The organism is Photobacterium minamisatsumaniensis (assembly GCF_050336695.1).
GTDB classification, from domain to species: Bacteria; Pseudomonadota; Gammaproteobacteria; order Enterobacterales; family Vibrionaceae; genus Photobacterium; species Photobacterium minamisatsumaniensis.
On sequence record NZ_JAKJSI010000043.1, the window covers coordinates 1 to 19,796 of the forward strand.

The 19,796-nt window shown below is 43.6% G+C and carries 17 protein-coding genes; 12 read left to right on the top strand and 5 right to left on the bottom strand.

Going from position 1 to position 19,796, the window contains the following annotated elements:
* Positions 1-681: 681 nt before the first annotated feature.
* The gene (locus tag L4D78_RS21455) at positions 682-1,509 is read right to left on the bottom strand and encodes an NAD-dependent epimerase/dehydratase family protein (RefSeq protein ID WP_428468807.1); all 828 of its coding nucleotides are present in this window, start codon (positions 1,507-1,509) and stop codon (positions 682-684) included.
* Between the two features lie 334 nt (positions 1,510-1,843).
* Here L4D78_RS21455 and L4D78_RS21460 point away from each other — a divergent pair, with 334 nt between their 5' ends.
* Positions 1,844-2,698 (top strand): MurR/RpiR family transcriptional regulator, encoded by an 855-nt coding sequence (locus L4D78_RS21460; RefSeq protein ID WP_428460785.1) that lies wholly within the window; start codon positions 1,844-1,846, stop codon positions 2,696-2,698.
* Positions 2,699-3,083: 385 nt separating this feature from the next.
* Positions 3,084-4,529 carry a pyruvate kinase gene (gene pyk / locus L4D78_RS21465; protein WP_428468808.1) on the top strand — a complete coding sequence of 482 codons (1,446 nt, stop codon included), beginning with the start codon at positions 3,084-3,086 and terminating at the stop codon, positions 4,527-4,529.
* 45 nt (positions 4,530-4,574) lie between these two features.
* On the opposite strand, the gene L4D78_RS21470 is transcribed toward pyk, so the two are convergent.
* Positions 4,575-5,036: a glycine zipper 2TM domain-containing protein gene (locus tag L4D78_RS21470; protein WP_428468857.1), complete on the bottom strand. Its 462-nt coding sequence runs from the start codon at positions 5,034-5,036 to the stop codon at positions 4,575-4,577.
* 69 nt (positions 5,037-5,105) lie between these two features.
* Here L4D78_RS21470 and aat point away from each other — a divergent pair, with 69 nt between their 5' ends.
* From aat to speB, 5 genes are all read left to right on the top strand, one after another.
* Positions 5,106-5,819, top strand: coding sequence for a leucyl/phenylalanyl-tRNA--protein transferase (aat, locus tag L4D78_RS21475; RefSeq protein WP_428468809.1), 714 nt, complete (start codon positions 5,106-5,108; stop codon positions 5,817-5,819).
* Positions 5,816-6,523: an arginyltransferase gene (locus tag L4D78_RS21480; RefSeq protein ID WP_428468810.1), complete on the top strand. Its 708-nt coding sequence runs from the start codon at positions 5,816-5,818 to the stop codon at positions 6,521-6,523. Before aat ends, L4D78_RS21480 begins: the two co-directional genes overlap by 4 nt.
* Positions 6,524-6,708: 185 nt before the next feature.
* Positions 6,709-6,927 carry a translation initiation factor IF-1 gene (gene infA, locus L4D78_RS21485; protein WP_005298441.1) on the top strand — a complete coding sequence of 73 codons (219 nt, stop codon included), beginning with the start codon at positions 6,709-6,711 and terminating at the stop codon, positions 6,925-6,927.
* 551 nt (positions 6,928-7,478) lie between these two features.
* Entirely contained in the window at positions 7,479-9,401 is a 1,923-nt protein-coding gene (gene speA / locus L4D78_RS21490) for a biosynthetic arginine decarboxylase (RefSeq protein WP_428468811.1), read from the top strand.
* A gap of 96 nt (positions 9,402-9,497) precedes the next feature.
* The gene (gene speB, locus L4D78_RS21495) at positions 9,498-10,412 is read left to right on the top strand and encodes an agmatinase (RefSeq protein WP_428468812.1); all 915 of its coding nucleotides are present in this window, start codon (positions 9,498-9,500) and stop codon (positions 10,410-10,412) included.
* A gap of 51 nt (positions 10,413-10,463) precedes the next feature.
* Here speB and clpA read toward each other — a convergent pair whose 3' ends face one another.
* On the bottom strand, positions 10,464-12,728 hold the full coding sequence (gene clpA / locus L4D78_RS21500; protein ID WP_428457346.1) for an ATP-dependent Clp protease ATP-binding subunit ClpA: 2,265 nt from the start codon (positions 12,726-12,728) through the stop codon (positions 10,464-10,466).
* Between the two features lie 47 nt (positions 12,729-12,775).
* Positions 12,776-13,096: an ATP-dependent Clp protease adapter ClpS gene (gene clpS / locus L4D78_RS21505; RefSeq protein WP_428457345.1), complete on the bottom strand. Its 321-nt coding sequence runs from the start codon at positions 13,094-13,096 to the stop codon at positions 12,776-12,778.
* Positions 13,097-13,575: 479 nt separating this feature from the next.
* Here clpS and cspD point away from each other — a divergent pair, with 479 nt between their 5' ends.
* Entirely contained in the window at positions 13,576-13,797 is a 222-nt protein-coding gene (cspD, locus tag L4D78_RS21510) for a cold shock domain-containing protein CspD (RefSeq protein ID WP_428468813.1), read from the top strand.
* A 300-nt stretch (positions 13,798-14,097) separates the two neighbouring features.
* Here the strand turns inward: cspD and icd are convergent, their stop codons facing one another.
* On the bottom strand, positions 14,098-15,351 hold the full coding sequence (gene icd / locus L4D78_RS21515) for an NADP-dependent isocitrate dehydrogenase (protein ID WP_428468814.1): 1,254 nt from the start codon (positions 15,349-15,351) through the stop codon (positions 14,098-14,100).
* 142 nt (positions 15,352-15,493) lie between these two features.
* Between icd and L4D78_RS21520 the strand changes: the two genes are divergently transcribed.
* The 4 genes from L4D78_RS21520 to purB all read left to right on the top strand — a co-directional run bounded on the left by L4D78_RS21520 (position 15,494) and on the right by purB (position 19,686).
* Positions 15,494-16,129 carry a pseudouridine synthase gene (locus L4D78_RS21520; RefSeq protein WP_428468815.1) on the top strand — a complete coding sequence of 212 codons (636 nt, stop codon included), beginning with the start codon at positions 15,494-15,496 and terminating at the stop codon, positions 16,127-16,129.
* Between the two features lie 320 nt (positions 16,130-16,449).
* Positions 16,450-17,577: a tRNA 2-thiouridine(34) synthase MnmA gene (mnmA, locus tag L4D78_RS21525; protein ID WP_428468858.1), complete on the top strand. Its 1,128-nt coding sequence runs from the start codon at positions 16,450-16,452 to the stop codon at positions 17,575-17,577.
* Between the two features lie 14 nt (positions 17,578-17,591).
* Complete coding sequence (hflD, locus tag L4D78_RS21530) at positions 17,592-18,209, top strand: high frequency lysogenization protein HflD (RefSeq protein WP_428468816.1); 618 nt, start codon at positions 17,592-17,594, stop codon at positions 18,207-18,209.
* Positions 18,210-18,315: 106 nt separating this feature from the next.
* Complete coding sequence (purB, locus tag L4D78_RS21535; RefSeq protein ID WP_428468817.1) at positions 18,316-19,686, top strand: adenylosuccinate lyase; 1,371 nt, start codon at positions 18,316-18,318, stop codon at positions 19,684-19,686.
* Positions 19,687-19,796 lie beyond the last annotated feature (110 nt).

The following is a 19,796-nucleotide window of genomic DNA, read 5'->3' on the forward strand; positions in this document are numbered from 1 at the left end:
TTTGGCTGCCGTGGCAGCAATAGCGGGATTAGAAAAGATATCTGCACTTTTTTGAAATTATTGTGAACTAATCCATTTCGCTGTAGTCCTATTTATAACATTCAAATTAAAAGAGCCACGCGACAATTACTGCCTCGCTCTTTTAAAGCTTGATTGCCACTGCTGCTAAACTCCTAATTGTGTAAATAGATTTCGCCCGCTGACTTTCAGCGGGCTTTTTTTTACGTCTGGTTTGGCTGCCGTACAGCAATAGCGGGATTAGAAAAGATATCTGTATTTTTTTGAAATCATTGTGAACTAATCCATTTCGCTGTAGTCCTATTTATAACATTCAAATTAAAAGAGCCACGCGACAATTACTGCCTCGCTCTTTTAAAGCTTGATTGCCACTGCTGCTAAACTCCTTATTGTGTAAATAGATTTCGCCCGCTGACTTTCAGCGGGCTTTTTTTTACGTCTGGTTTGGCTTCCGTACAGCAATAGCGGGATTAGAAAAGATATCTGCACTTTTTTGAAATCATTGTGAACTAATCCATTTCGCTGTAGTCCTATTTATAACATTCAAATTAAAAGAGCCACGCRACAATTACTGCCTCGCTCTTTTAAAGCTTGATTGCCACTGCTGCTAAACTCCTTATTGTGTAAATAGATTTCGCCCGCTGACTTTCAGCGGGCTTTTTTTTATATTTCAGGTTTGAGTTTTATTAAATCCGGATACACAAAAGAAAAAGAGAGTTCTTCACAAGTTTTAGTGGCATCGACCACCTTAGAGTCACGATCAAATGACATCGAAAATTCAGGCTCAACCAAACCAGCCTTCTGTGCCATAAAGGAATAATATCTTTCACGAGTTGGATGACTTGGGGCCGCTAAATGAAAGACTTGACGTTTTGGCCACTGATCAATAATGCACCCTATCGCTTCAATACAATCGATTTGATGAATAAGGTTCACCCTATCCTTACCATGATCTACAGTCCGACCTGATAAGAATTTCACAGGATGACGATTTGGCCCAATCAATCCAGCTAGCCTCAAAACAACCGCATTCTCTCCCCATTCCGAAAGTAAGTACTGCTCTAATTGAGCATGTGCTTTGGACGACTTGGTTTCAGGTTGTGCTGGAGTACTTTCCGTTATCTGACCACAGGCAGCTCCGTATACACCAGTGGTACTAATAAACAAAACGTGTTTACAGCCGGCTAATTTGGCTTTTTGAGAAAGTAGTGAAACACTAGCGATAAAATCTTGATCTGCGCCTTCATGACGGCCAGGTGCAATATTAATGATCAGGATATCAGCATTCAAAAAATCAATGATTTCATCCCGTCGTTGATGATTATCTAGATCATCAGGTAACGTTATCGCTACACCAGAAATACCGTTTTTCTCTAGTGCTTGTGCCGCAATAGGTTCTTGTTTGCTTCCCCAAACGTCAATGCCTTTATCTACCAGACTCACCGCAAGAGGAAAGCCTAACCAGCCACACCCACAGATACTTACTTTCATAATCCCCTCATTACGTGGTTTATAAGCACATACCACTATGTACTACATGTCACTCAACAACCATCCGCATTTATTTTATCCTGTAAATTAATTCCCAATAGATGAAAATAAACAACAGAATTTGCCAAAATAGACACCATAAGCGCTATTTTTATAAAAAAGAATTTCATTTCTGAAAGGAAAAACTCGATCCCTGTCAAACTATAATAAAAAGTAAAAGCTATAGTCATGGATTTGCTAGGAGCAGATCCATGAAAAGTAGTATAGTTTCATCAAAATGGCTTATATGTTGATGAAAGCCGATAACGAAATTCAGTAACGAGCGGTAACCGCCATGAATACCTTAGAGAAAATTCAAAAGAACTTAGATAATTTCAGTAAATCTGAACGCAAGGTTGCTGAAGTTATTCTTACGTCGCCACAAACAGCAATCCATTCAAGCATCGCTACGCTTGCTAAGATGGCTGATGTCAGTGAACCTACGGTCAACCGATTCTGTCGACGCTTGGACACAAAAGGCTTTCCTGATTTTAAACTACATTTAGCTCAAAGCTTGGCAAATGGTACGCCGTATGTGAACCGAAATGTCGAAGAGGATGACGGGCCAGATGCCTATACATCAAAGATTTTCGAATCAACGATGGCCTGTCTTGACGTCGCTAAGAATAGCCTTGACCCAATGCAGGTTAACCGTGCCGTTGATCTCTTAACCCAAGCAAAGAAAATTTCTTTCTTTGGTTTAGGTGCGTCAGCATCTGTAGCCCATGATGCACAAAATAAGTTCTTTCGCTTTAACATTCCGATTGTAAGCTTCGACGATATTGTCATGCAGCGCATGAGTGTCATTAATTGCACAGATAATGATGTAGTCGTTATGATCTCACATACAGGTCGTACTAAAAGCCTTGTAGAAGTTGCCCGTATGGCACGTGAGAACGGTGCAACGGTTATCGGCATTACCGCAAAAGATTCTCCCCTCGATCGCGAATGCTCACTGTCTATTTGCCTTGATGTACCAGAAGATACCGATGTTTACATGCCAATGGCTAGTCGGGTGGTTCAAATGACCGTTATCGATGTACTGGCAACAGGTTTCACGCTCCGTCGCGGCTCAGGGTTTCGTGAAAACCTTAAACGTGTAAAAGAGTCACTGAAAGATTCGCGCTTCTCTAAAGAAGGCATCATGTAATCAGCTCAATACCTTTATTGTGATGGTTATAAAAGCACGGGCTCCTAACCCGTGCTTTTTTCTATAAAGGTCCTTGCAACACGATGTGTAATATAGCTGGAATACTTAGTTAGGTTAGTACTTACTTCGTCACCTACACTTAAACGAAGGGGCGGTAATATAGCTTAGAAGCGGTGAGTAGTTATTCTATTATTCCCACAATATCCTTCATCCACTGCAAAACTATTCAATGTTAATGCTTGTAGTACGTATTTTTCTTACATTTTGTTGATGAAGAACAGCTTCTAATCCCGCTTGTTTGTAGTAATATTTCATACACATCCATGAAGCGCCGGCTAATAGGCAATCGTTTCAATGGCAAATAATGATACAGATGGAGTTTATAATGTCAGATAGGCTAAGACGTACTAAAATCGTAACTACTTTGGGTCCAGCTACCGATCGCGATAACAATCTTGAAAAAGTGATTGCTGCCGGTGCTAACGTAGTACGTATGAACTTCTCTCATGGTAGCCCTGAAGACCACATTCAGCGCACTCAGACTGTACGTGAAATCGCCGCAAAACTTGGTAAGCACGTTGCTATTCTTGGCGATTTGCAAGGCCCTAAAATCCGAGTTTCGACATTCAAAGACAACAAAATTCAACTTGCTATCGGTGATAAATTCACCCTAGACAGCGATCTTCCAAAAGGCGAAGGTAACCAGCAAGCTGTTGGTCTTGACTACAAAGAGCTTCCAAACGATGTTGAAACAGGCGATGTATTATTGCTTGATGATGGGCGCGTCCAACTTCGTGTCACCGCTGTAGAAGGCAATAAGGTACACACTGAAGTAACCGTTGGTGGTCCACTTTCAAACAATAAAGGCATCAATAAGAAAGGCGGTGGCCTTTCTGCTGAAGCACTTACAGACAAAGATAAGGCTGATATCCTTACAGCTGCAAAAATGGGTGTTGACTACCTAGCGGTATCATTCCCACGTAATGGCGAGGACATGAAATATGCTCGTCGCCTTGCAACTGATGCTGGCCTAGAAGCAAAGTTAGTCGCAAAAGTTGAACGTGCAGAAGCCGTTGCAACAACAGAAGCAATGGATGACATCATCATGGCATCTGATGCTGTTATGGTCGCTCGTGGTGACCTTGGTGTTGAAATTGGTGACCCTGAGCTTGTTGGCGTCCAGAAAAAACTTATTCGTCGCGCGCGCAGCCTGAACCGTACTGTTATCACTGCAACGCAGATGATGGAGTCGATGATCACCAGCCCGATGCCAACACGTGCAGAAGTAATGGATGTTGCTAACGCCGTGCTAGATGGTACCGATGCTGTAATGCTGTCAGCTGAAACCGCTGCTGGTGACTTCCCAGTGGAAACAGTTACTGCTATGGCAAGTGTTTGTGTTGGCGCCGAAAAAGAGCCAAGCATTAACGTTTCAAATCACCGTATTGCACGTACGTTTGAATCACCAGAAGAAACCATTGCAATGTCGACCATGTATGCTGCGAACCACATGGAAGGCGTTAAAGCGATGATAACGATGACAGAATCTGGTCGTACACCACTGATGATGTCTCGCATTTCATCTGGTTTACCAATTTTCGCAATGTCTCGCAACGAAAAGACACTAAACCGTGCTTCACTTTTCCGCGGTGTAACACCTATCTTTTTCGACCGCGATAGCGACGCTGGCCTAGCTGCTGCAAAACATGCCATTGTTGTGTTAAAAGAACAAGGCTACCTAGAGCAAGGTGACCTTGTTATCATCACTCAAGGCGATGTGATGGATACCATTGGTTCAACCAACAACATGCGAATTCTGACTGTAGAATAAGCAAAAAAAGCGTAACTCTCGTTACGCTTTTTGTTTATAACGGGGTTATGGGTATGTTCTATCGACCCGTACCCCGTTATCAAAATATAAAATCCTTACCGCATCACCACGCTTAAAGATCATACTTTGATCAACATCTTGAATGATATTGATTAATGACCCATCTTCCGCTTTTACCAGAATTTCCACTAATCGATAATTCATTGTTTTTTGCGTCGGCTGACGATTATGTGCAATACCCGCCCCAGCCACAGCACCCACAGCCGTTGCAACCTCACGACCAGTACCACCACCAAACTGATTACCAATAAGTCCACCAATTACACCACCTAATAAGGTTTCCCAGCCATTTTTCTGAGAATTAATGACCTCTTGATGCGTGATATATCGAACACTATCAATATCACCAAAAACAACCTGATTAACTGTTCTAGCCTGATTCCGGTTGTAAGGGGCGGCTGAAACGGCCAACGGTAAAATTAGCAATAACATTAACCACTTTCTCATCATATAATCCCCCTTTCTTTGTAAGTAACGCCAYGATGGCGAACTATTTAAACTACATTTATTTTAATTATGGCTATTTATCTTCCGGAGCTTGATCCGGTCAGCACCGAATTCCCATCCACGTCAACAGCAATGGAAGATCCTAACGGTTTATTAGCGTTCGGTGGTGACTTACGCCCTGAGCGCCTACTTTCGGCTTATCGACAAGGTATCTTCCCGTGGTTCTCAGAAGGCGACCCCTTGCTTTGGTGGAGTCCAGCACCAAGGGCTATTTTTACGCCTCATCAATTTAAACCCAGTAAAAGTTTAAAAAAGTTTTATCGTAAGTCAGGCTATCAAATCACACTGAACAATGCCTGTCACGAGGTAATCCGCTTATGTGCAGATACACGTGGAGAAGATGAAACCTGGATAACAACTGACATGATAGAGGCTTACCAGCTAATGCATCGCCTTGGCTATTGCCACTCAGTTGAAGTTTGGAAAGATGCGCAGTTAGTGGGTGGATTGTATGGTATTGGGGTCGGTATTGTCTTCTGTGGCGAATCCATGTTTTCGCTGGCTGATAATGCATCAAAAATTGCATTATGGTTTTTCTGCCAACATTTTACCGCACATGGAGGCACCTTGATTGATTGCCAAATAATGAATAATCATTTGGCCTCTCTGGGCGCAGAAGAAATGGACAGACAATCTTTTACTCAAGATCTTCATCGATACAGAGATGCCATACTAAACCTAGGGTGCTACCAACCGCAGGAATTGACACTAACGCCATCATGACCAGTTTTAATAAATTATCACTTCGCATTGGGTTAACGCCTGAGTCAGACTGTAATTACCTTCCTTCTGAACAGGAGCAGCTCGGCGTCGTAATGGATCACCAGTGGCTAACCCCTGCAGGGTATAGTGTCCTCTTAGCCTCTGGTTATCGCCGTAGCGGCCAAGCAGTATACAAGCCGATGTGTCAACACTGCCAAGCTTGTACCCCATTGCGTGTTGACTGTGCGGCGTTTACACCGTCAAAAAGCCAAAAACGGCAACTGAACCAAGTTAAAAAGCTACGTTGGGAATTTAAAAGAACACTGGATGACAATTGGTATTCATTATATGAGAGGTACATTAGCCAACGCCACTCTGATGGCAGTATGTATCCCCCAAATAGAGAGCAATTTTTTGAGTTTTGCACCGCCCCTTGGATGTCGACATTATTTTTACATGCGTACGATGGTAATACGTTAATCGCAATTGCAGTAACAGACGTCTTTGATAACGCCATGAGTGCAGTCTATAGTTTCTTTGAACCAGAGCATGCCCTATCACTCGGCTCACTCTGCGTGCTTTACCAAATCCAGTATTGTCAGCAATCTGGTAGAGAATGGTTATATCCGGGCTACCAAATTGATAATTGCAAGGCGATGAACTACAAAATACGCTTTAAACCTCATCAAAAATTATCAGAAAACGGTTGGGAAACGACCTGTTAGGCTAATAAAGGTGTAATTTTCACTGTTGGTCGCAACGAAATGAGATAAAATACGTTTTAATGCGTCACAGTTGCTGACAAAGCCCTATAGCAAGGGTAAAATTGCGGCCTAGACTTTACACTCAAACAGATTCAAGGCATTATCCAGCCCGATCAGACGAATGGCTGGTAGCCTAAGAGGATTCAATGGCAAAAGAAGACGTAATTGAAATGCAAGGTACTGTACTTGATACACTACCTAACACTATGTTCCGCGTTGAGCTAGAAAACGGTCACGTTGTTACCGCTCACATCTCTGGTAAAATGCGTAAAAACTACATCCGTATTCTTACTGGTGACAAGGTAACTGTGGAACTGACTCCATACGACCTAACCAAAGGCCGTATCGTCTTCCGCGCCCGTTAATCTTGAATCAAGATTAAGAATACAAATAAAACCCGGCCTAGCGCCGGGTTTTATTTATCCTACGATATCTCATTTCATCGTTCCCCCAGCGAAACCCTAACTTCCGCTTCTTAAGCAAAAATTCTTATCGTCACCAGAAAAATGTTAATTTGCCAGCATCATGTTTTGATCGTTTAATCGCACTGCACCCATTAAGTCATCACAGCCAGACATGTCGAGGTGTAGTCGGCTTATAGCAAGCCTCTTCTTTCTCTCATACCGTATATTTATCTACAGCGCGGTCGTTTGGGAATGACAATGAAACTATTTGCAATTCATTACCCCTCAGCACAACAACACTGTCTGTTGATACAGCGAACGAAACCGTATCCATTCGTCTTGCGATTGGCTTAACGGCTCTCCCCCAGCTCGTCATCGTCTTATCAAAAGTAATTACGAGCCGAAAACACTATAAATTTTTTTACTAGGTGCTAACTGTCGCTACCGCTGAGCTAAAGCACAGCTGTATCTCACCTTGACTGTCAGCACCCAATCACTATCGAGGAAAAGACATGAGTGATTGGTCTATCAATGATGCACGTGACGTCTACAATACCCCATATTGGGGACAAGGTTATTTTGATATCAATGATAACGGTGAAGTCGTTGTCAAACCAGAAAGCCATAACCCTGATAATGCTGTTGTGCTTTCTCAATTAGCCGATGAGCTGATTGAAAAAGGCGCATCACTACCGATCTTGGTAAGGTTTCCTGACATCTTGCAACATCGGGTTGATAGCCTTTGCTCAACCTTCAATCATGCGATTGAAAATTATGGCTATACAGGCGAATACCTCGCGGTTTATCCAATAAAAGTAAACCAGCAAGAAGCGGTGGTGAGTGAGATCCTAAAAAGCCAGTATGCGAAACAGCAACGTCAACTCGGCCTTGAGGCAGGCAGTAAGCCAGAACTAATGGCTGTTCTGGCAATGGCACAAGAAGCAAGTTCAGTAATCGTATGTAATGGCTATAAAGATCGGGAATACATTCGATTAGCACTTATCGGTGAAAAGCTAGGGCATGAGGTCTATATCGTCCTAGAGAAGCTCTCTGAACTTGATTTAGTCTTGAAAGAGGCAGAAGCGTTAGGTGTAAAACCTCGATTAGGACTACGCGCACGTTTGGCCTCACAAGGTAAAGGGAAATGGCAAGCTAGTGGCGGCGAGAAATCTAAATTTGGCTTATCCGCAGCACAAGTACTCTCGGTAACAAGCCGATTACGCCAGCACGGTATACTAGATTGCCTCCAGCTATTACATTTCCACCTTGGATCGCAAATCGCCAATATTCGTGATGTACGAAAAGGGGTTAGTGAAGCGGGTCGTGTTTACGCTGAACTCAGTAAACTTGGTGCTACCATCACTACTGTCGACGTAGGTGGTGGGCTCGCTGTTGATTATGAGGGAACTCGTAGTCAAAGTAGCTGTTCAATGAACTACAGCTTACGTGAGTATGCGAATAACGTCGTCGCGGCTTTAGGCGATGTGTGCCGTGAATATCACATTACCATGCCAAGGATTATCTCTGAATCAGGCCGCAACTTAACAGCGCACCATGCTGTATTAATTACCGATGTTGTCGGTGTAGAAAGCTACAAGCCTGAATATATTTATCCGCCAGCAGATAAATCGCCACAGGTACTGCACAACATGTGGAATTCATGGCTGGCCTTAAGTGAGCATGCAGATCACCGCTCTTTGGTTGAAATTTTCCATGACAACCAAAGTGATTTGGCTGAAGTACACACCCAATTTTCAATGGGTATGGTTAATTTTGAAGAACGCGCTTGGGCTGAGCAAGTTAGCTTGCGTCTATGTTATGAACTAGAGAAACTGCTGGCAGCTAAGCACCGTGCCCACCGTCCATTACTGGACGAACTGCATGAGCGACTAGCTGATAAGTTCTTTGTGAACTTCTCGCTTTTTCAATCATTACCAGATGCATGGGGAATTGATCAGGTATTTCCAGTATTGCCATTGAGCAACCTCGACAAGGCGCCAGAACGTCGCGCAATAATGCTCGATATCACCTGTGACTCAGATGGGGCAATCGATCAATACATAGAAGGCCAAGGTATTGAAAGTACGCTTGCGGTGCCGGCATGGACTGATGAAGCCCCTTACCGTATGGGTTTCTTTCTAGTTGGTGCATACCAAGAGATTCTAGGTGATATGCACAACCTCTTTGGTGATACCGATACTGCGATCGTCCGCTGCAAGCCAGAAGGCGGCTATCATATCGACGCCATTGAACGAGGTGACAGTGTTTGCGATGTGCTTCGCTATGTTCACTTAAGCCCTGAAAAGCTTCTGAACCAATATGAAAGTATGGTGATACAACACTTACCAGAGCATGAACACGCGAGTATTCTCGGTGAGCTGACTGAAGGATTAAGTGGGTATACCTACCTCGAAGATATTCGAACAAATAAGTAAATTTTAATTAACGCACTACCCCTTCTCTCTAGAGGAAGGGGTGGTTACTACTATCGCAATATACACAGCAATGTTAATGCGATAATGGAGTTAGCTATGGCAACACTTGCAACACACCCTGACTACTCGTTATATGCCAATGCATTTGGCTTTCTACGTCAGCCCCTTGAGTTTAATCCACTCGCCTCCAATGCCGATGTTGTTATCACAGGCGTACCATTCGACATGGCGACAACTGGCCGCTCTGGTAGCCGAATGGGTCCAGGGGCAATACGTCAGATCTCGACTAACTTAGCTTGGGAAGGACGACGCTGGCCATGGTCTTTCGCCCTTAACGATAAAATCACAATGGCAGACTGTGGAGACTTAGTTTTTGACAGCGGTGATGCAGGCCAAATGTGCGAACGCCTTGAACAGCACGCGGCAAGTTTGATTGAGCAAGGGAAAGCCCTACTGACTTTCGGAGGCGATCACTTTGTTACTCTGCCCTTGCTTAGAGCACATGCAAAACATCACGGTGAAATGGCACTGATCCATTTTGATGCACATACCGATACATATGATATGGGTAGCCAATACGATCATGGAACCATGTTCTACCACGCGCCAAATGAAGGCTTAATTGACCCCAAACACTCAGTGCAAATTGGTATCCGTACCGATTATGATAACAAACAGGGCTTTAAGGTTCTGGACGCAGGAACTGCGAATGATTGGTCTGTTCAACAAATTGTCGAGACAATTAAAGCAACCGTCGGTACTCGTCCAGTGTACTTAACGTTTGATATTGACTGCCTAGATCCTGCCTACGCACCCGGTACAGGTACACCCGTTTGTGGCGGTATTTCATCAGACAAGGCATTGAAGATCATTCGAGGCTTACAAGGAATTAATTTGGTTGGTATGGATGTAGTCGAAGTCGCCCCAGCCTATGATCACGCCGATATAACGGCTTTAGCTGCAGCAACAATTGCAACAGAGCTACTTCACCTTTGGGCAAGCCAGCGCTAAAAAATAACCGCCATTAAGGCGGTTATTTATTTTCATGGAACACCATAAGGATTAATGCGCAGGTTCTAACTCGCTGCTAAATTGAAACTCAAGCTCGTTGTTAACAATATCAACACGAACTGAGCCACCATTCACTAAGCAACCAAACAGCAACTCATTCGCCATTGGTTTTTTCAGGTCTTCCTGAATAACACGTGCCATCGGGCGCGCACCCATCGCTTTGTCATAACCTTTATCAGATAACCATTCACGAGCCTTCGATGATACTTCCATTGATACACCACGCGCATCAAGCTGCGCTTGGAGTTCAACAATAAATTTATCAACTACTTGCGTGATGACATCTTTCTCAAGGTGGTTAAACCAAATGATGTTATCTAAACGGTTACGGAATTCAGGTGTAAACACACGCTTAATTTCCGACATTGCATCGTGACTGTGATCTTGTTGAATCAAGCCAATCGATTTACGTACCGTTTCAGTTACGCCCGCATTGGTTGTCATCACGAAAATTACATTACGGAAGTCCGCTTTACGGCCGTTATTATCCGTTAATGTACCGTTATCCATGATTTGTAATAGTAAGTTGAATACATCTGGGTGTGCTTTTTCAATTTCATCAAGCAGCACAACAGAGTGCGGTTGTTTGATAACAGCATCCGTTAACAAGCCACCTTGGTCATAACCAACATAACCTGGAGGTGCACCAATCAAACGGCTCACCGTGTGACGTTCCATATACTCAGACATATCAAAACGCAGTAATTCGATACCTAAAGTACGTGCAAGCTGAACGGTAACTTCTGTTTTACCCACCCCTGTCGGGCCCGCAAACAAAAATGAACCTACAGGCTTGTTGTCTGCCCCTAAACCAGCACGACTTAGTTTGATCGCTTCAGTAAGTACATCAATTGCAGGGTCTTGGCCAAATACCAGCATCTTCAATTTACTATCAAGTTTTTGCAGCACATCGCGGTCACTTGAAGAAACAGATTTCTCTGGAATACGTGCCATCTTGGCAATCATGGCTTCGATATCGCTAACATTTACCGTTTTCTTACGGCGACTAGCAGGTGCTAGACGACAACGCGCACCAGCCTCATCAATGACATCGATAGCCTTATCAGGCAAGTGGCGCTCATTGATGTATTTCGCTGACAGCTCTACCGCAGCACGAATCGCTTTATTGGTAAAACGAACTTCATGGTGTGCTTCATATTTTGGCTTCAAGCCCATCAGAATTTTAGTCGTATCATCAAGCGATGGTTCTATCACATCAATCTTTTGGAAACGGCGAGACAATGCACGCTCTTTCTCAAAAATGTTGCTGTATTCTTGATAGGTTGTGGAACCCATGCAGCGCAGCTTACCGCTACTTAGTAGAGGTTTGATTAGATTCGCCGCATCAACTTGGCCACCAGAAGCAGCACCCGCACCAATAATCGTGTGGATTTCATCAATAAACAGTACCGCATGATCTTCTTTCTCAAGCTGCTTCAAAATACCTTTGAAACGTTTTTCGAAATCACCACGATACTTAGTACCCGCCAATAATGAACCAATATCTAACGAATAAATAACACAATCTTTGATAATATCAGGTACTTGACCTTCAACAATACGCCAAGCAAGGCCTTCAGCGATAGCTGTTTTACCCACACCAGCTTCACCCACCAGCAATGGGTTGTTCTTACGGCGACGGCATAGCACCTGAACTGTACGTTCAAGCTCTGAATCTCGACCAATTAACGGGTCAACACCACCAGCACGAGCCAATTGATTAAGGTTCGTGGCAAAATTTTCTAGGCGGTCTTCTGAGTTTTGCTCAGCACGAGGATCTTCACCACCGACATCTGAGCTGTTCAGGTCATCATTATCACTGTCTTTGACTGTACCGTGAGAAATAAAGTTAACCACGTCAAGGCGGCTAATATCACTTTTCTTAAGCAGGTATGCAGCATGCGACTCTTGTTCACTAAAAATCGCAACGAGTACATTAGCGCCAGTGACTTCACTTCGGCCAGAAGATTGAACGTGAAATACAGCACGCTGCAATACACGCTGAAAACTAAGTGTAGGCTGAGTTTCTCTGCTCTCGTCATCAACAGGAATCAATGGCGTAGTTTGTTCAATAAATGAGTCTAATTCTTTACGCAGCGTATCTAAATCAGCTCGACAAGCTAAAAGAGCCTCTTGAGCGGCTGCATTTTCTAATAGCGCTAACAGTAGGTGTTCTACTGTCATAAACTCATGGCGCTTCTCTCTTGCACGTGCAAATGCACCGTTCAAGCTAGCTTCAAGTTCTTTATTTAGCATAAGGCACCTCCCCTAAATACCACTCAAAATGGCGTGCCGGAAAAAACCTAAGCTTTTTCCTTGGTACACAGTAGCGGATGTTCATGCTCCCTTGCATACATCATCACTTGGGCCACCTTTGTTTCGGCGACTTCAGCGGTGAAGGTTCCACAAACCGCTTTACCCTCATAATGCACAGCAAGCATCAACTGTGTTGATTTCTCCAGATCCATGGAGAAGAACTTCTGTAACACTTCTATCACAAAATCCATCGGTGTGTAATCATCATTATTTAAAATTACTTTGTACATCGATGGTGGTTTAACCTGGATATCCTCTTCTTCCAAGACGTCAGAATCTGGGATAATCCATTCATATAACTTGCTCATAACCTTAACTTACCAGTACGATAGGAATAGTCCACCAATAAACAATAACTTAACATTAAGCTATAAAGAAATGGTAAATCGACCGCAATTTCCCTACCTATATATTCAGACTAATGCACACATTGTATTCCAGCAAATCTGAGATGACTATGACTAAGCCGACAATACCGACTGATAGAAGATGTATCTGCTGACAAAATGTCCATTTTCGATAGAAGTTGCAAATAATTGTACATAACGCCTGATATCTACAATTGTCAGACACACGTTGACGTTTATTCCTCTTTTAAAAGATTATTTCTACACAAATGTTTTTACATAGATGTTAACGCACACACTTGACTGTCCATTTATTTTTACTAAAGTGTAACCTGTAGTAGATATTAACTGCATCAAATTAGCATTAGTATGCAAGTCATGTTACAAAGAGATAGCAAGCTAATGCAAAATGGAACTTGAATGCAAAGAAGGATGTAAGCATGGCAACAGGTACAGTTAAATGGTTCAATAATGCAAAAGGGTTCGGGTTCATTTGCCCAGAGACTGGTGAAGGCGATATTTTTGCACACTATTCAACTATCCAAATGGATGGATACCGTACACTTAAAGCGGGCCAACAGGTTAATTACACAATAGAGACAGGTCCGAAGGGTTTCCATGCCAAAGAGATAGTGCCTGTTGAGGGTGAGCTAGCAAAATAACGCTCGCTTCAACCTGCATTTTCCAGGCGAGTCTGTGCTCGCCTTTTCTGTAATCTAGCACTGCCCACACCTAGCACTTTTTATTATTTACCTCACGGATGCCCTTTCGCATTAACTGAATAATAAATGCATAAGCCTACCAACCTTCCGCGGCCACCTATTAACAATTTTGTTAACATAGCTACGCCCAGAGATTAATAATAAAAGATTGATGTGTATCGAAAGTCATCGTGCTTGATCTGCAGACATAAAAAAACCCGGTGTTATCACCGGGCTTTGGCATGCTAAATGTAACTTAAATTACATTTGTTCAATCATGTCGTCAGCAAACTCTGAACACTTACGCAATGTTGCACCTTCCATCTGGCGCTCAAAATCATAAGTAACAGTTTTATTGCTAATCGCCGATTCCATTGAGCTGATGATTAGATCTGCCGCTTCTACCCAGCCTAGGTGGCGTAGCATCATTTCTGCAGAAAGAATCAACGAACCTGGGTTTACTTTATCCTGGCCCGCATATTTTGGTGCCGTACCGTGCGTCGCTTCAAATAGTGCAACACCATCACCAATGTTTGCACCTGGTGCGATACCAATACCACCAACTTGAGCAGCGAGTGCATCAGAAACGTAGTCACCATTAAGGTTCATCGTTGCAATAACATCGTATTCAGCTGGGCGAAGTAGAATCTGCTGTAGGAATGCATCTGCGATGCTATCTTTAACAACGATTTCTTTGCCAGTCTTTGGATTTTTGAATGTCATCCAAGGACCACCATCAAGCAGCTCTGCACCAAACTCTTCTGCTGCTACTTCGTAACCCCAATCTTTGAAGGCACCTTCGGTGAACTTCATGATGTTACCTTTGTGAACCAACGTCAGTGAATCACGATCGTTATCAATAGTGTATTGTAACGAAGCACGAATCAGACGCTTTGTTCCCTCTTCTGAAATTGGCTTGATACCGATACCACACTGCTGTGTGAAACGGATCTTTGTTGCGCCCATTTCTTCTTGAAGGAATTTGATAACCTTATCAGACTCTTCTGTGCCAGCTTTGAATTCAACACCCGCATAGATATCTTCCGAGTTTTCACGGTAGATAACCATATCGGTTAATTCTGGCTGTTTTAGTGGACTCGGTACGCCGTCAAAGTAACGTACAGGACGAACACAGATATATAGGTCAAGCTCTTGACGTAGAGCAACGTTTAGCGAGCGAATACCGCCACCAACTGGTGTCGTCAGTGGACCTTTAATCGCTACTTTATATTCGCGGATGAAATCAAGCGTTTCTTGCGGTAGCCAAGCATCTTCACCATAAACTTGAGTTGACTTCTCACCAGTAAAGATTTCCATCCACGCAATTTTACGGTCACCAGCGTAGGCTTTGTTTACTGCAGCATCAACAACTTTGATCATTGCAGGGCTTACATCAACACCAATACCATCACCTTCAATATAAGGAATGACTGGGTTGTTAGGAACGACCAGTTTACCTTCAGAATCCAGAGTGATTTTCTGACCTTCAGCTGGTACAACTACTTTACTATCCATTTAAATCTCCTAGCGTCCATTTGTTATCTTTTTGTAAGATGCGCGCAAATCATACTTGAAAAATTATCGATACGCCACTCGTGTGATTTTTCGAGTATAATGGGCATGTCGATTTACTACTTCCTAGTACAACACGCTATTTATGAAGCCAAATACCTCACCACGTCAACAAAAACGTTCTAATAATGAGCGTCGACCTTCAAGAAAATTAAATAAACCAAAGCGGCCGCGCGGACCGCAGAAGATCATAATATTTAACAAACCTTTTAACGTTCTTACCCAATTCACTGGGGAACCGGGCGATAAAACCCTCTCTGATTTTGTGCCTGTTAAAGATGTGTACCCTGCAGGGCGATTAGATAAAGACAGTGAAGGACTGTTAGTACTAACTAACGATGGTGTGCTTCAAGCCCAATTGACTCAACCAAAGTCAAAGCAGCCGAAAGTGTATTGGGTTCAGGTTGAAGGCGCACCAAGTGATGAGGATTTAGAGAAACTCCGCTTAGGCGTCACTCTAAAAGATGGGCCGACTTTGCCCGCCGGCATTGAGCGTATTGACAGCCCTGATATTTGGGAGCGTATTCCACCGATCCGTGAACGGAAAAATATTCCAACCACATGGATCGCGATCACATTGCAAGAAGGTCGTAACCGTCAAGTTCGACGCATGACTGCACATATTGGCTATCCAACACTTCGCTTAATACGTTATAAAATGGCAGAGTGGACAGTGAAAGACCTCGCGCCAGGTGAATGGCGAGAAGTCACACTAGGCTAACCACTAACATTAAAGTGCAACCCAATTGTTCTGAATTAGGCTGCGCTTTTTCGTTTTGGTACTCGACGGCCTACTAGTGATTTTTTCATCAAAAAACGAAAAGCGCTACACATTTGTGTCTAGCTAATCTATTATTGCCGCCACAAAGCAAACGTTTGCGTCCTTTTTAAAGTCGGCCACTGAATCGAGTTATAGCACTTTCAACTATGAAAGTTTGCTCTGAACTGAAGATAGGCAAATTAATAAAGTGTGATTAGGCTCTCGCTCTGTTTCGCGAAAAAGCTTTCTGTTAGAATTACGCCCTTAACACTATTAAACGACTGAAGAGAAATATGTCAGATAACAGCCAGAAAAAAGTCATAGTCGGCATGTCCGGCGGCGTTGATTCCTCTGTATCCGCTTACTTGCTACTTCAACAGGGCTACCAAGTGGAAGGCCTGTTCATGAAGAACTGGGAAGAGGACGATAACGAAGAGTATTGTTCTGCCGCAGAAGATCTCGCTGACGCACAAGCTGTATGTGACAAATTGGGTATTCACCTGCACACCATTAATTTTGCAGCTGAGTACTGGGACAACGTCTTCGAGTATTTCTTAGCCGAATACAAAGCAGGGCGTACACCAAACCCTGATATTCTTTGTAATAAAGAAATCAAATTCAAAGCGTTTTTGGAGTTTGCTGACGAAGTACTTGAAGCAGACTACATCGCGATGGGTCATTATACCCGTCGTAGCTTCCCAAGTGCAGAAGGCGATAAGCCACAAATGCTACGCGGTGTTGATAACAATAAAGATCAAAGCTACTTCCTTTATACCCTAAGCCACGAGCAAATTGCTCGCAGCCTTTTCCCTGTGGGTGAGCTAGAGAAGCCAGAAGTACGCCGAATTGCTGAAGAGCAAGATTTGATCACTGCGAAGAAAAAAGATTCAACGGGTATTTGCTTCATTGGTGAACGTAAATTCACTGAATTCCTAGGTAAATACTTACCGGCTCAACCTGGCAAGATTGAAACCGCTGACGAAGGTCAAGTCATTGGCGAACACCAAGGGCTAATGTACCACACGCTTGGTCAGCGTAAAGGTTTGCATATTGGCGGCCAGAAAGGCGGCGGCGGTAACGAAGATGCATGGTACGTCGTTGATAAAGACGTGAAGCGTAATGTTCTAATTGTAGGCCAAGGTAAAGACCACCCTCGCCTTAAATCTGATGGTTTGATTGCTGGCCAGTTGCACTGGGTAGACCGTCAACCAATCCGTGAACCACTATCATGTACCGTAAAAACACGTTACCGCCAACAAGATATTTCTTGCACCATCATCCCGGTTGATGATGAAAACATCAAAGTGATCTTTGATGAGCCACAAATTGCGGTAACACCAGGCCAGTCAGCTGTTTTTTATAGTGGCGAAGTCTGTTTGGGCGGCGGTATTATCGAGAAGCGTATCTAAGGGAGTTAACGCACATGGCACACACTGTATATGACCGTACCATTGCTTTTGCCGGGATTTGCCAAGCGGTAAAACTTGTTCAGAAAATTGCTCGAGATGGTCATTGTGACCAAGATATTTTGGCTGCCAGCCTAAACAGTATTGTGATCACTGAACCATCAAATACCATCGAAATTTATGGTAATGAAGCTAACCTGCGCATGGGCCTAGAAGCGTTATCAGCTGAAATTGATAACACCCCATCAGGTAATGAAATGACACGCTACTTGGTCAGTGTGATGGCACTTGAGCGTAAGCTTGCCAGTCGCCGTGACAGCATGTCTCAACTTGGTGATCGTATTGATACGGCTAAACGCCAAATCGACCACTTCGATCTTCTAGAAGATCAAATGGTCAGTAATTTGGCCAGCATTTACCTTGATGTAATCAGCCCATTAGGCCCTCGCATTCAGGTAACAGGTACACCTGCGCACCTTCAGCAGCAAGCCGTACAACATAAAGTACGTGCATTATTACTGTCAGCTATTCGTGCGGCTGTACTTTGGCGTCAAGTTGGTGGCAAGCGCCGCCATCTCATCTTCGGACGCAAGCAAATGGTTGAGCAAGCAAAAATATTGCTCGCCCGCTGCTAATTTTTCTAACTGCTGGGGCCTCGTTCCAGCATTTTATTTTGTCTTTTTGACTGTTCAAAGAGACTGTAATACATCGTTTTAAACTCACAAATCAGGAGAGATCAACATGGAACTGTCAGCATTGACTGCTGTTTCCCCGGTAGACGGCCGCTACGGAAGTAAAACAATTGCACTGCGCAGTATTTTCAGTGAATTTGGTTTACTTAAGTACCGTACTATTGTTGAAATCCGTTGGCTACAAAAGCTAGCCGCTACTGATGCTATCGTGGAAGTTCCTGCATTCAGCGACGAAGCTAACGCTTTCCTAAATCGCGTTGCCGCTGAATTTAGCGAAGAAGATGCACTACGTATCAAAACGATCGAGCGCACAACAAACCATGATGTAAAAGCTGTTGAATACTTCCTGAAAGAAAAAGTAGCTGAAGTACCAGAGTTGCACGCAGTAAATGAATTTATTCACTTTGCATGTACATCTGAAGATATCAACAACACGTCTCACGCACTAATGCTTCACGAAGCACGTGAAACAGTGATTTTGCCAGAAATTCGCAATGTTATTGATGCGATTAAAGGCCTTGCTAACGAATACCGTGAAATACCGCTTCTTTCACGTACCCACGGTCAGCCAGCTTCTCCATCAACGATGGGTAAAGAAATGGCAAACGTTGCATACCGCATGGAACGTCAATTCAAGCAAATCGAGAACGTTGAAATTCTAGCGAAAATCAACGGTGCTGTAGGTAACTACAACGCACACATCTCTGCTTACCCTGAAGTTGACTGGCACCAGTTCAGCGAAGAATTCATTACTGAATCTCTTGGCGTTACTTGGAACCCATACACAACTCAGATTGAACCGCACGATTACATCGCAGAACTGTTTGATGCAATTGCTCGTTTCAACACGATTCTTCTAGACTTCGACCGTGACGTTTGGGGCTACATTGCACTCGGTCACTTCAAGCAGAAGACGATCGCTGGTGAAATCGGTTCTTCAACCATGCCACACAAAGTTAACCCAATCGACTTCGAAAACTCTGAAGGTAACCTTGGTCTAGCAAACGCTATGTTCAACCACCTAGCACAGAAACTACCTGTTTCTCGCTGGCAGCGTGACCTAACAGATTCAACGGTTCTGCGTAACCTAGGTGTTGGTTGTGGCTATGCAATCATTGCATACACGTCAACACTGAAAGGTATTAGCAAGCTAGAAGTTAACCAAGCAGCACTAGAAGCTGAGCTGGATCGTAACTGGGAAGTATTGGCTGAACCAGTACAAACTGTTATGCGCCGCTACGGTATCGAAAAGCCATACGAGAAGCTAAAAGAGCTAACTCGTGGTAAGCGTGTTGACGGTGAAGGCATGCGCGTATTCATTGACGGTCTTGAGCTTCCTGAGCACGAAAAAGTACGTCTAAAAGAAATGACGCCAGCAAACTACATCGGTGATGCTATTAAGCTTACTGATAAGCTGTAATCGCAGGCTATTTGTAAAATAGCTCACGATTCGACTTCAAGGCCAGCATTCGCTGGCCTTTTTACGTTTTAGCCCTCTCATACACCTCTCTCAATCACTGCTGATTGGTA

Coding starts and splice junctions, on each gene's coding strand:
- L4D78_RS21455 (WP_428468807.1), bottom strand. CDS start 1,509: ATGAAAGTAAGTATCTGTGGGTGTGGCTGGTTAGGCTTTCCTCTTGCG.
- aat (WP_428468809.1), top strand. CDS start 5,106: ATGGCTATTTATCTTCCGGAGCTTGATCCGGTCAGCACCGAATTCCCA.
- L4D78_RS21470 (WP_428468857.1), bottom strand. CDS start 5,036: ATGAGAAAGTGGTTAATGTTATTGCTAATTTTACCGTTGGCCGTTTCA.
- cspD (WP_428468813.1), top strand. CDS start 13,576: ATGGCAACAGGTACAGTTAAATGGTTCAATAATGCAAAAGGGTTCGGG.
- icd (WP_428468814.1), bottom strand. CDS start 15,351: ATGGATAGTAAAGTAGTTGTACCAGCTGAAGGTCAGAAAATCACTCTG.
- clpA (WP_428457346.1), bottom strand. CDS start 12,728: ATGCTAAATAAAGAACTTGAAGCTAGCTTGAACGGTGCATTTGCACGT.
- pyk (WP_428468808.1), top strand. CDS start 3,084: ATGTCAGATAGGCTAAGACGTACTAAAATCGTAACTACTTTGGGTCCA.
- hflD (WP_428468816.1), top strand. CDS start 17,592: ATGGCACACACTGTATATGACCGTACCATTGCTTTTGCCGGGATTTGC.
- speB (WP_428468812.1), top strand. CDS start 9,498: ATGGCAACACTTGCAACACACCCTGACTACTCGTTATATGCCAATGCA.
- purB (WP_428468817.1), top strand. CDS start 18,316: ATGGAACTGTCAGCATTGACTGCTGTTTCCCCGGTAGACGGCCGCTAC.
- infA (WP_005298441.1), top strand. CDS start 6,709: ATGGCAAAAGAAGACGTAATTGAAATGCAAGGTACTGTACTTGATACA.
- L4D78_RS21480 (WP_428468810.1), top strand. CDS start 5,816: ATGACCAGTTTTAATAAATTATCACTTCGCATTGGGTTAACGCCTGAG.
- L4D78_RS21460 (WP_428460785.1), top strand. CDS start 1,844: ATGAATACCTTAGAGAAAATTCAAAAGAACTTAGATAATTTCAGTAAA.
- clpS (WP_428457345.1), bottom strand. CDS start 13,096: ATGAGCAAGTTATATGAATGGATTATCCCAGATTCTGACGTCTTGGAA.
- speA (WP_428468811.1), top strand. CDS start 7,479: ATGAGTGATTGGTCTATCAATGATGCACGTGACGTCTACAATACCCCA.
- L4D78_RS21520 (WP_428468815.1), top strand. CDS start 15,494: ATGAAGCCAAATACCTCACCACGTCAACAAAAACGTTCTAATAATGAG.